This window comes from Flavobacterium panici, assembly GCF_024499525.1.
Taxonomy (GTDB): Bacteria; Bacteroidota; Bacteroidia; order Flavobacteriales; family Flavobacteriaceae; genus Flavobacterium; species Flavobacterium panici.
Genome location: NZ_CP100437.1, coordinates 4,772,247 through 4,784,378 on the forward strand (window position 1 = coordinate 4,772,247; position 12,132 = coordinate 4,784,378).

Annotated in this window: 9 protein-coding genes; 3 read left to right on the forward strand and 6 right to left on the reverse strand. The window is 32.8% G+C overall.

Annotated elements, in window-relative coordinates:
• Nucleotide 1: 1 nt before the first annotated feature.
• The 6 genes from NLJ00_RS20165 to NLJ00_RS20190 all read right to left on the reverse strand — a co-directional run bounded on the left by NLJ00_RS20165 (nucleotide 2) and on the right by NLJ00_RS20190 (nucleotide 7,062).
• Entirely contained in the window at nucleotides 2-1,846 is a 1,845-nt protein-coding gene (locus tag NLJ00_RS20165; RefSeq protein WP_256635145.1) for a contractile injection system protein, VgrG/Pvc8 family, read from the reverse strand.
• A 255-nt stretch (nucleotides 1,847-2,101) separates the two neighbouring features.
• Nucleotides 2,102-2,785, reverse strand: coding sequence for a hypothetical protein (locus NLJ00_RS20170; protein ID WP_256635146.1), 684 nt, complete (start codon nucleotides 2,783-2,785; stop codon nucleotides 2,102-2,104).
• 49 nt (nucleotides 2,786-2,834) lie between these two features.
• Nucleotides 2,835-3,692 carry a hypothetical protein gene (locus NLJ00_RS20175; protein WP_256635147.1) on the reverse strand — a complete coding sequence of 286 codons (858 nt, stop codon included), beginning with the start codon at nucleotides 3,690-3,692 and terminating at the stop codon, nucleotides 2,835-2,837.
• A 32-nt stretch (nucleotides 3,693-3,724) separates the two neighbouring features.
• Nucleotides 3,725-4,117: a type VI secretion system tube protein TssD gene (gene tssD, locus NLJ00_RS20180; protein WP_180856581.1), complete on the reverse strand. Its 393-nt coding sequence runs from the start codon at nucleotides 4,115-4,117 to the stop codon at nucleotides 3,725-3,727.
• Nucleotides 4,118-4,377: 260 nt separating this feature from the next.
• Complete coding sequence (locus NLJ00_RS20185) at nucleotides 4,378-6,075, reverse strand: ribonucleoside-diphosphate reductase subunit alpha (RefSeq protein WP_256635148.1); 1,698 nt, start codon at nucleotides 6,073-6,075, stop codon at nucleotides 4,378-4,380.
• Nucleotides 6,076-6,087: 12 nt separating this feature from the next.
• Nucleotides 6,088-7,062 carry a ribonucleotide-diphosphate reductase subunit beta gene (locus NLJ00_RS20190; protein ID WP_256635149.1) on the reverse strand — a complete coding sequence of 325 codons (975 nt, stop codon included), beginning with the start codon at nucleotides 7,060-7,062 and terminating at the stop codon, nucleotides 6,088-6,090.
• A gap of 730 nt (nucleotides 7,063-7,792) precedes the next feature.
• Between NLJ00_RS20190 and NLJ00_RS20195 the strand changes: the two genes are divergently transcribed.
• The 3 genes from NLJ00_RS20195 (at nucleotide 7,793) to NLJ00_RS20205 (ending at nucleotide 12,126) form a co-directional block, all read left to right on the forward strand.
• Nucleotides 7,793-9,280, forward strand: coding sequence for an ankyrin repeat domain-containing protein (locus tag NLJ00_RS20195; protein ID WP_256635150.1), 1,488 nt, complete (start codon nucleotides 7,793-7,795; stop codon nucleotides 9,278-9,280).
• 43 nt (nucleotides 9,281-9,323) lie between these two features.
• Nucleotides 9,324-9,806 (forward strand): DUF2271 domain-containing protein, encoded by a 483-nt coding sequence (locus NLJ00_RS20200; protein ID WP_256635151.1) that lies wholly within the window; start codon nucleotides 9,324-9,326, stop codon nucleotides 9,804-9,806.
• A 136-nt stretch (nucleotides 9,807-9,942) separates the two neighbouring features.
• Nucleotides 9,943-12,126 carry a PepSY domain-containing protein gene (locus tag NLJ00_RS20205; RefSeq protein WP_256635152.1) on the forward strand — a complete coding sequence of 728 codons (2,184 nt, stop codon included), beginning with the start codon at nucleotides 9,943-9,945 and terminating at the stop codon, nucleotides 12,124-12,126.
• Nucleotides 12,127-12,132 lie beyond the last annotated feature (6 nt).

A 12,132-nucleotide genomic window follows, 5' to 3' on the forward strand; every position in this document is an offset into this window, starting at 1 on the left:
TTTATTTTATAAACACTTGTGAACCATCAATTTGAGTGGTATCATTAAAAATAGCTCTCGCTGATCCTTTACCATAGATCGCAGTTTGTATACTTCTTAAAGCAATACTGTCACTTTTTAATTCTATTCCCCCCTTTGTAATAGTGATACTACTTTTACCTACTTGAAACGTTATATTTTCTTTAGCATAAATGGCAACATTCTTTTCAGTTGTCATAAGAAATCGCCCTTCATTATCCATTTCAACTATACATTGAGTTGGAGATTGTTCATTTCCTCCTACATTAATACTCATTTTTTCTCCAACATTATTGGTCATATTTACAACTGCATTATTTGTAATATTCCTACTTCCATCCAGTTCTATATAATTACCATCTGGTGTACTTTGTTTCCAGCTTCCTTTTGCATCATTACTTAAGGTTTCAATACCGCTTCGGGTTCTGATACCTTTAATGTCATTATTTGGTGAATGGTAAGTAGTTTTGGAATTTTTACTGGACAAGGTTCCTACTACAACGGGCATTTCGGCATTACCTGACTGAAAATCCAGGAAAACTCTTTCCCCTACTTCCGGAATAAAGTAAAATCCTTTACCTCCGCCTCCGTGGGGTTGTACCATTGGTATAAATGGTGTTGTTTCTCCTTTGGCTTCCTGCCACAGCATTTGTACTTTTAAACCACCTAGACCATCAGGATCATTATTGGAAATAATTACAGCCGACTGACTCTCACAACGCGGAATCAAATCTGGATTTGTTCTTGGTGAGAAAACCGCACCGCTAAAGTTTACTGCTGTAAAATAGTTTTCGTAACTGCCGCCATCATCGCAGGTATGTGTAATTTGGGTTACTCTGTATGTACTCTCTAATTGTATGTCTACACCACTTATACGCACATTACTTCCTACGGTTATTCCGGGAACTTCACTCGAGGCTTCAACCTGCATCATGCTGCTCATTGCCGAACGCATTTTGTTTTTGGCATATTCTTTAGAAGCACTATCTCCATAACCGCCAACAGCATTCTGATTTAACTGTACAACCGTTTCTTTGCTAAAAACCAGATTAGATTTATTAATGAAATTTTGATGAAATCCATCGACTTCATTTCTATATTGCAAGGTTTGATCTACAGAATGCTGCCCTTTTCTGTTGTCATCTTCTATAACTTTAAATAAAGCAGGTGCCAACTTGATATCATAACTAAAATCATGCATATTGACTCCGTACATTAGTTTTGGAGGTATCCCACCTCCTGGACCTCCAAAAACCATCATACGACCGTTATAAAAAAACCATTGTCCATAGCGCATTGCTAAACGGTTTAAGAAATCAAAATCACTTTCGTTATACTGTACCGTGTAAGGAAGATTGTCACTGTGAAAAGGATTGACTTCCTTAGCAATATCATATTCTGCCATAACTTTATTGACAATTGCTTCCATCGACATACTCGTAAAGGAATGTGATTCTGGACCACTGTCTAAAATAATAGATTCACTATATCCTTCAATCAAAATTGTCTCTTCCATGCTCATCATACGTGATTTTCTCATGGTTACTTTTGTAACAATTCCATAAAACTGCATGATATAATCCTGCGGATTTGTAACTACCATAAGATCATCAAGATCTGGTACCGCTTTTATTTCTATGCTTATTTTTTCGCCGCTAAGCCGTTGCGAAACCGGCATAACGCTTTCAAATTCGCTTACCAATAAATCATGTCGCACTTCTATAGAAAAAGTATGATGATCGTGTATTTCCTGATTAATTTTTAAGTGGCTGAAATTTTTAATTATTGTTTCACCAATTTTTATTGTTGTGTTTGTTTGTAATGCCATTTTGTATTTTGTTTTAGTAAATCTTTATTGTCAACTTTTGTTTGGAATTGTACTCTAAATTTGTATTATGAATAAGTTGATCATTAAAAAAATCTAATTGTAATGAATGCTGTAAAAATTCCAATAACAATTAGAAAAAAAATATTCCTGCTCCACTTATCATCAGATTGTTCATTTTCAAGTTTTGTATTCCAAAACCTAATTAATATCCACCAAAGAAAACCTCCTAAATAATGAAATAATGGGTATCTCATATCATCTAAGAGTTAAAAACCGAATCTCTTCATTATCAATTTCCCTTTTATTCCCAAATATCCCTTCACATTTTTCTGTACCAAAATCAAATGGACCTCGACCGACGCCTCTTGAACAAAAATCATCATCAAAGAGTTTTTGACCTCTATTAACTTTTGTAACTATCTCGACATGGCTGCCATTAAATGCTGCAATATGTCCTCTCTTAACATTTTTTTTATCGACGATTTTAAAAGGACCTTCAGCATTCCAGATTTGCTTTGCCGAGTAATATTTCTTATCTGCATTCAAAAATTTATATCCTGCATTAAATAAAGCCTCCCCAACAAATATGTTACAAGCCCATATTGCGTTTGTACCATAATTAACTACAAAGTATTTATTTGACCACTTCATATCGCTTGCATACTTTATTTTGTCATACGTTTTAAGATTTACATCTTTCTCATTTACACCTGATAAATCCAATAAATATACTCTCTGGGCATTTGTAAATAAATGTTTCCAATCATAGAGAAATTGTGCTTGATTTGGAAATTTTGATATTTTGGGGCTTGCATCTTTCAAGAATGAATTTTTCGTTAAAACATAACCCTTATTGTTATAGAAATCTCTATAACTATTCATCATAATAGGATCGTTGCCTAAGTTCTCCGCTTCTATTGCTATTTTTTCTATTCTCATTATTTATAATTTTCTTTGATTCACAGAAACTTTACCTGCCAATAATAAGTTATGGCCATATCGTATCTTTATATTGTTCCTTTTTAATTATTTTTCCTTTTAAAAAAGTTACCCTTTTAGTTTTATTCTTTGAATAATAGTAAACCATAGAGTCCCCTTTTGTCTTATAGATATATAGATTGCCAAATTTTTTAACCATATATAAATCCCCCTTTTGATTATTAAACGTCTGGATCGTCAACGGTAATCCTTCATAAAAACGAACATGCTCAGTATGCATACCCACATACCTGTCTTTAAGAATCGCACCTTCTCGATATAAAGAATCATTGCTAAACTCTTTATAATAACCAGTTCCGTCTTTACCAAAATTCTCCTGATAAATAATTTTTCCATTTAGATTATAGCAGATATATTCACCTCTGTAATAAGAACTTTTATATAAAGTATATACTCTGGCTAACGTGTTATTTTCGGGATGATATTCTTTCTGAATTCCTTCCTGTTCTCCATTTACAAAATGGTAGACCGAAATGAATTTACCTGTAATATGATCGTATACCATCTGGAATCCGTCTAATTCTCCCTTATCGTTATAGTTATCTTCACCTTCCAAAGCGTTACTATGATAATATTTCCATAAACCTACTTTTTTATGATATTTAATTCTACCTATAAAATAATCACTTGTATGGTATACATAAAAGATCTTGTAGTAACCATCCTTTTTTATGAAGTTGCTATCTTTTTCAAACACTAAAATGGTGTCTAAAGGAATTTTATATAAACTATCTTTATATATAATGTGTTTTTCTTTCCATCGCTCCGGCTCTTTTTTACAGCTTACTGACAATAGCAAAAACAATAAGGAAGCTTTTATAATATGAAACTGGTTATTTTTTATCATGGTTTAGTTATTGGTATTGAGTTTCGTTTTCTTTAAGAATTCTTCCAATTATTCTCAAATAAAGTATTCCCAATTTTTATTTCATTAGAGGTAATTGTTATCTCTGTTCTCATAGGAACTGTTCCTTCACTGCGAAAGCTTTTATGAAACGAAATACAATAGGCTTTTTTAAAAGTTATATTTTTCATTGTACTCATGGCATCTCTGCGATAAAAAATAACTTTTCCGTCTTTAGTGCTGGTATGTGAAACCATCCAGTCCGAAAATAAATCTGTACTTGTACTCTCTACAACTAGCCTAACCTGACCTCCTTTTGCTTTATTAGCAGGTTTTCCATTATTATCAATACTTTGATTAAAGCTGACGTCAAATTCTAAAACATTGAAAATTTCATTATCTAATTCTAATTTTGCTAAAAAACTCATTTTGTTTATTTATTTAATGGTTACTAAATTGATTTTGATCGGATGTTATAAGTATTTTACCGTTTATATATAGTAAATAAAATACTACATTTAAAATGTGAATATAACACTTTTTTCTAAATAATGTAAGAAAAAGAAAACAAAATAAACAATATACATAAAAAAATGCCTCAAGAGTTAATAAGCTCTTGAGGCATTTGCATCAATTTTTTGAAAAATTAGAAATTAAATTTCCACTATTTTATAAGTAAATTTATTTTTTACGATTCACAACTACTACAAGTGACCAAACTTGTTACCAATTCTTTAGAAACACTTTGGCTTCTTTGGTAATACAAACTTTTTACACCCAATTGCCATGCTTCGATCATTAAACGGTTTACTTCCTTAATTGGCAGTTCTGCCGGAATATTAAGATTTAAACTCTGTCCCTGATCTACAAACTTCTGGCGAATTCCTGCCTGCTGTACAATTTCCAGCTGACTGATTTCTTTAAAAGTTTTAAAAACATCTTTCTCCGTTTGAGAAAGCTGAGACATATGCTGAACACTTCCGCCATTTAGCATAATTTCTCTCCAAACTTCTTCATTATCCAAGCCTTTTTCTTCAAGCAGTTTTTTCAGGTATTTATTTTTACGCATAAAATTACCTTTACTCAAACCAGCTTTATAATAGTTACTGCTAAAAGGTTCGATTCCCGGAGAAGTCTGCCCTAAAATTGCCGAAGAAGAAGTCGTTGGCGCAATAGCCATTGTCGTTGTATTACGTCTTCCGTAACCTTTTAACAATTCTGGTTCACCATAAATTCTGGCTAATTCCTGAGTTGCTTTATTTGCTTTATCGCTTATATGTTTAAAAATTTCAGTCGTTTTCAATTTAGCTTCCATTCCTTCAAACGGAATCATATTTTTCTGCAAATAAGAATGCCATCCTAAAACACCCAAACCTAATGCACGGTGTCTTTTAGCAAATTTATTCGCTGCAGAAAGATAATAGTTACCTTCAGTTTTTTCAATGAATTCCTGTAATACTGCATCAAGGAAAAAGATAGCCAGTTTTACCGCTTCAGTATCTTTCCATTCTTCGTAAAGCTCCAAATTCATAGATGATAAACAGCAGATAAACGATTCGTCCTGAGTTGACGGCAGCATAATCTCACTGCATAAATTACTCGCGTTGATTCTCAGGTTTTGATCTTTATAAACCTGCGGTTTGCTTTTATTTACGTTATCACTGAAAAAGATATAAGGCAGTCCCTTTTGCTGACGGCTTTCTAAAACCTTTGCCCAAATTTGTCTTTTATCATTATCACCATCAATCATTTCCTGCATCCAATAATCAGGAACACAAATTCCCGTAAACAAATTCTGAATTGGATTTCCAATACTTTTAATTTTCAAAAATTCTTCAATATCCGGATGATCGATATCTAAATACGCCGCAAATGCACCACGACGAACTCCGCCTTGCGAAATCGTGTCCATAGCCGTATCAAAAAGTTTCATAAAACTTACCGCTCCACTACTCTTTCCGTTATCCGTTACCGCACTTCCGCGTTCACGCAATTCCCCAAAATAACCAGACGTTCCGCCGCCTATTTTAGTCTGCATAATAACTTCGCCCAATTTATGTGTAATTCCTTCAATTTTATCCGGAACGTGTACGTTAAAACAAGAAATAGGCAAACCTCTTTCGGTTCCCATATTGGCCCAAACCGGCGAACTGATACTCATCCAGCCGCGTTCGATCATTTCTACAAAAGACTCTTTTAATTCCGGTTTATACAATCTTCTTGCGGCAGCCGTACAAATTCTGTCAATTGCACCTTCTACCGTTTCTCCTTTTAAAAGATAACCGCGGTTTAAAATTTGTTCACTCTCAGAGTTCTTCCACCACATTTTGGTTCCTGCTTCATTTTGTGGAAGACTATTTACTTCATTTATATCTATTGTACTCATACTGTTTTGCTATTAGAAAAGATCGTTTGCCGTAATACTTTTATCGTGTTTGGTATATTCTACCGGACGTTTTGCAAAAAAATCATCCAGACTGTTTGCAAAAACTTCTTCTTCAAACCAGGCCAAAGCTTTGTAATCTTCCATATTAACGTTGAATATGGTTGGGATTCCAATTTGTTTTAAACTTTCGTCAAGTCTAAATTTCATAAAATTCACTAAATCACCTTTTTTAATACTTTCAATTTCACCTTCTTCAAATATCCAGTCTAATATGTCTGATTCGACTGCAATAGAATCCTTAACCGTTTCTCTAATTAATTCTAAAGTATCAGCATCAAAATAATCCGGAAATTCTTCTCTGATTTTATTGATGATGAAAATTCCCCCATTAGCATGGATCTGTTCATCAATAGAAGTCCATGCGATAATGTTGCTTACATTTTTCATGTAACCTTTAAATCTTGTAAAAGAAAGCAGAATAGCAAACTGGCTGAAAAGCGAAACGTTTTCAATTAAAATACTGAATAAGATCAGCGAAACCATATATTTTCTGTTATCCTGAGAGCGCGTATCTTTTAAAACATTTGAAAGATAATCTACACGTCTGCGAATAACCGGAACGTCCAAAAGTTTTTCAAATTCATCGTTGTAACCTAATACTTCAAGAAGACGGGAATAGGCTTCAGAATGTCTGAATTCACACTCAGCAAAAGTGGTTCCTAAACCATTAAATTCAGGTTTTGGAAAGTGTTCATAGATGTTTCCCCAAAAACTTTTTACAGCTACCTCAATCTGTGCAATTGCCAGTAAACTATTTTTTACAGCCGTTTTTTCTGCTGTTGTTAAATGAGCATGAAAATCCTGAGTATCAGCAGTAAAATCAACTTCTGTATGAACCCAATACGCTTTATTTATCGCTTCTGTAAATTGCAAAACCTCCGGGTATTCAAAAGGTTTATAATTGACTCTTTTATCAAATATAGACATATATATAGTATTTAACGGTGACTAAGTAAGAATAGAAAATTACAGGATTTGAGGTGGGGAACTGCGTTTTCTATACCTACAAAATTAACCCACGATTCTCCTTTAGACTAGGTTTTGATGTTAAAAATCCGAACAATTATCAACAGGAAAAAATGAGATGGAAAACCATTAAAAAAACAATTTATTAACAAGCAAATAATTTTTCGTAGTTGCCCAAATACCAGTTATTTATACTAAATCTAAATAGAGTTGTCAACATAAAAATTGAAAAAAAACCGTAGAATGGAAAAACACTTATTAACATCCAAAATTCAAATTTGGACTTTTTTGATTCAAATTTGAACAAAAGTAAACGTCAAATTTCCTCTTAAAAGAGTTTCATCTGATAGAAAATAAAATCTGAAATTTAGAAAATGTTCTACTTTTAAAAATATTAACAAACTAATCTTCAGATATTTAAAATTTAAAATAATAAAAAACATTAAACACTTATTAAACCAAAATATAAAACCGCTGTCTTACAATTTTGAAAAATAGCTGTTGCAGAAAAAAGACAATTGAAAACTTAGGATTAGATTAAAATTCATTAGAATTAAACTTTTAAAAGCAATAAAACTTGCTATAAAAATATTAATCTTTACATTTGCTATTATTTTGATTTATTCTAAATAGACTTTAATCTCATCTATAATTTTTGGAACAAGAACTCCAATAAACAACATAACAAAATATGAAAAAGAATCTTTTTATTTCTTTAGCATTTGCAGCTGTTTCATTTGTTAATGCACAGCAAAAAAATACACTTTTAGAAGCATCATTCTGGAAAACGTCTCCAAACGTCGAAACAGTAAAAACAGAAATAGCAAAAGGAAACAATCCGGCAGAAGCTAACATAAATGCTTTTGATGTTACTACGCTGGCAATCAACAACGATGCTCCAAATGAAACAATCAAATTCTTAATCGATCAGCCTGGAAATTCCATAACAAAATTAACGCACGACAATCGTATATATTTACACTGGGCAGCTTACAGAGGAAATACAGAATTAGTTGAATATTTAATTAAAAAAGGTTCTGACGTTAATTTTGAAGACAGCCACGGTACAGCTCCTGCAGATTTTGCAGCTTCAAACGGGCAGGCAAATCCTGCTTTATATGAAGCTTTCTTTAAAGCCGGAATCGATCCGAAGAAAAAATATGCAAACGGAGCAAACTTATTGCTTTTGGCCATTTCTTCTGATAAAGATTTAAAAGCTGCTGAATATTTTTCTACAAAAGGATTATCTCTTAAAGATGTTGATAGTGACGGAAATACTGCTTTTACATACGCTGCACGATCTGGAAACATTCCTTTCCTGAAAAAACTTATTGAAAAAGGAATAAAACCAAATGATAACGCGCTTTTTACTGCTGCACAAGGAAGCCGCAGAGAAACCAATACAATTGAAACTTATAAATATTTAGTTGAAGAAGTAAAATTAAAAGCAAATGCGCAAAATAAAGCAGCACAAAATGTATTGCATATTTTAGCAGGAAAACCAAATCAGGCTGAAATCGTTACATATTTTTTAAGCAAAGGTGCCGATGCAAATAAAGCTGATAAAGAAGAAAATACTCCTTTAATGGCTGCGGCTTCGGCTAAAGAAACTGCGGTTTTAGAAATTTTACTTCCAACAACAAAAAATATTAATGTACAAAACTTAAAGGGAGAATCGGCTTTAACAAATGCAGTACGATCTGGAACTCCAGAAGCTGTAACTTTACTTTTAAATAAAGGTGCCGATGTAAATGTAAAAGATAAAGACGGAAACAATTTAGGTGTTTATTTGGTTCAATCATACAAACCTGCCGGAAAAGAAACGACTGCTGATCCTTTTGATGCAAAAGCAAAATTGCTTCAGGACAAAGGATTAAACTTAGCAACAGCTCAAAAAGACGGAAATACTTTGTATCATTTAGCAATTACAAAAAATGATATCGCACTTCTTAAAAAAATAACAGATTTAAAAGTAGACATTAATGCTAAAAACAAAGATGGTTTAACCGCTTTGCACAGAGCGGCAATGACATCTAAAGATGATGCAGTTTTAAAATATCTTATTTCTGCCGGAGCAAAGAAAGACATTAATACAGAATTTGATGAAACGGCTTATGCTTTGGCAAAAGAAAATGAACTACTTACAAAAAACAACGTATCAATTGACTTTTTAAAATAAGTCTTAAAATTCAAAAAATAAAATTCCAAATTCCAATTAAAAAATGAAATCAATATTCAAAATTGTACTTACAAGCGCTCTTATCTTTCTTGTTACTTTACAAGCAAATGCACAATCAAGTAAATACAAATGCATGCTTCAAATGACAAATTATATGGGAGAAGGTGCCTATATCGTAGTTTCGCTTATTAACCCAACAGGCGGATACGAAAAAACGCTTTATGTAATGGGCGACGATAAAAAATGGTACAAATCTTTAAAAGAATGGAATAAATTTCACGCTCAAAAAGGAGAAGATATCAGTGCAAAAACAGGCGCATCTGTAACTGGCGGAGATCGCAGCGTAACAACAATAGAAATTGAAGATTCAAAAATCAATAAAGGTTACAAATTACGTTTTGAAACTGCCGTTGAAGACCAGAAATATTACGTAAGTGATCTTGAAATTCCGCTTTCAACAGAAGGTTTAGCTGATAAAACAGACGGAAAAGGGTACATCAAATATGTACGACTAAACAAAATATAATTTTTAGTAATTATTTCTTAACCTCATAATAAGCATGAATTTTATTTTTTCTGCTTAAACTTGAATTCAGGCTTTGTCAAAGTTTTTAATTTTGGCAAAGCTTTAAATATTTTATTACATTTCTAGAATACACTAAATGACTCTTTCTTTCTGGCGTTACGCACATTTGGCTTTAGCCTTATTTTCTTCGATATTTCTGCTTTTAGCATCTGTTACCGGAATCATTCTGGCTGTCGATGCCGTACAGGAAAAAACACTTCCGTATAAAGCTGCCAATTTTGATAAAATAACGTTGGGAGAAACATTGCCAATATTGAAAAAAGAGTATTCAGAAATTACAGAATTAAGTGTCGATCATAATCAATTTGTAACGCTGCAGGCAATTGATGCAGACGGAAATGATATTAATGTTTACATTGATCCCAAAACCGGAAAAGCATTAGGAAAGCCTGAAAAAAAGAGCGAATTTATTCAATGGGTTACCGGTTTTCACCGTTCGCTGTTTCTTCATGAAACCGGACGTTTTTTTGTGGGCGTAATCTCTTTTTGTTTGTTATTAATTTCCATTTCGGGTTTTGTATTGGTTTTAAAAAGACAAAGAGGAATCCGTAATTTCTTTTCAAAAGTTATAAAAGAATATTTTGCTCAGTATTATCATGTTCTTTTAGGACGTCTGGCTTTAATTCCGATTTTTATTATTGCACTTACCGGAACGTATTTATCGCTCGAAAGATTCAACTTTTTTATGGGCGAAGAAAAACCAAAACCTGTAAAAACAGAGCTTTCGGCGGAAGCCAAAAAAACTTCAATATTTAAAACCACATTGCTGTCTGACGTAAAAAAAATCGAATTTCCTTTTACTGATGATCCAGAAGAATATTATATCATTGAACTTAAAGATCGTGAAATTGAAGTAAATCAGGTTGATGGAACTGTTATTTCTGAAAAGCTTTCGCCAAAGACAATTCAGTTTGCAGCTTTAAGCCTTGACCTTCATACAGGAAGAATTAACGGAATTTGGGCCGTTATTTTGGCTATTGCCTGTATCAATATCCTTTTCTTTATTTATTCTGGTTTTGCTATTACTTTAAAAAGAAGATCAAGCCGAATTAAAAATAAATTCAAAGCCAATGAAAGTAAATACATTCTTTTAGTTGGTTCTGAAAACGGAAGTTCTTTTAGATTTGCCAATGCGATTCTGAAACAACTAATCGGACACGGAAAAAAAGCTTTTATTGCAGAATTAAATAGTTTTTCGGTTTACCCGAAAGCAGAACATATTATTGTTTTTTCATCAACACACGGTTTAGGAGATGCACCATCAAACGGAACAAAATTTAAAGCACTTTTACAGAAACAAAATCAGGAACAGAAAATTAAATTCTCTGTTGTTGGTTTCGGTTCCAAATCATATTCGGATTTCTGCCAATTTGCAATTGAAATTGATCAGTTTTTGGAAACTCAAAGCTGGGCAGAACGCTTTTTAGATTTACAGACAGTTAATGATAAATCGGCTGTAGAATTTGTAGAATGGATAAAATTATGGAGTGCCAAAGCTGAAATTCCGCTTGCCACTACTCCATCTTTATACAATCATGTCCCCAAAGGTTTGCAGAAATTAATGGTTTTAGATAAAACGCCAATTTCTGATACAGAACATACTTTTATATTGACTTTACGCGCCAATAGCAGAACGAAATTTGCTTCGGGTGATTTACTGGCTATTTATCCGGCGAATGATTCAAGAGAACGTCTTTATTCTATCGGAAATCATTCCGGAAACGTACAATTGGTCGTAAAACTGCATCCAAACGGCTTAGGTTCTGGATTTTTAAATAATTTGGAAATTGGAGATACAATTAAAGCCAGAATTATCAATAATAAAACTTTTCATTTTCCGAATAAAGCTCCAAAAGTGGCTTTCATTTCCAACGGAACCGGAATAGCGCCTTTCTTAGGAATGATCGAACAAAATAGTGCTAAGAAAGAAATACAGTTGTACAGCGGATTTAGAATGGAAACACCAACACTTCAGGCTTATAAAAAGTTTGCCGGAATAATGATTCAAAAGGAACATTTGGATAATTTTCACGTTGCTTTATCGCGCGAAGCAGAACATATTTATGTAATGGATTTAATAAAAAGGGATACTGCTTTTTTTATTGATTTATTGAAACAAGGCGGGGTTATTATGATTTGCGGATCTCTTGCGATGCAAAAAGATGTTGAAACAATTCTGGATGAATTGTGCCTTGCAAATGGAACTAAAAGTCTCCTAGAATATAAAGAAAGTGGGCAATTATTAACCGATTGCTATTAATAAAAT

Coding starts and splice junctions, on each gene's coding strand:
- NLJ00_RS20165 (WP_256635145.1), bottom strand. CDS start 1,846: ATGGCATTACAAACAAACACAACAATAAAAATTGGTGAAACAATAATT.
- NLJ00_RS20170 (WP_256635146.1), bottom strand. CDS start 2,785: ATGAGAATAGAAAAAATAGCAATAGAAGCGGAGAACTTAGGCAACGAT.
- NLJ00_RS20175 (WP_256635147.1), bottom strand. CDS start 3,692: ATGATAAAAAATAACCAGTTTCATATTATAAAAGCTTCCTTATTGTTT.
- tssD (WP_180856581.1), bottom strand. CDS start 4,117: ATGAGTTTTTTAGCAAAATTAGAATTAGATAATGAAATTTTCAATGTT.
- NLJ00_RS20185 (WP_256635148.1), bottom strand. CDS start 6,075: ATGAGTACAATAGATATAAATGAAGTAAATAGTCTTCCACAAAATGAA.
- NLJ00_RS20190 (WP_256635149.1), bottom strand. CDS start 7,062: ATGTCTATATTTGATAAAAGAGTCAATTATAAACCTTTTGAATACCCG.
- NLJ00_RS20195 (WP_256635150.1), top strand. CDS start 7,793: ATGAAAAAGAATCTTTTTATTTCTTTAGCATTTGCAGCTGTTTCATTT.
- NLJ00_RS20200 (WP_256635151.1), top strand. CDS start 9,324: ATGAAATCAATATTCAAAATTGTACTTACAAGCGCTCTTATCTTTCTT.
- NLJ00_RS20205 (WP_256635152.1), top strand. CDS start 9,943: ATGACTCTTTCTTTCTGGCGTTACGCACATTTGGCTTTAGCCTTATTT.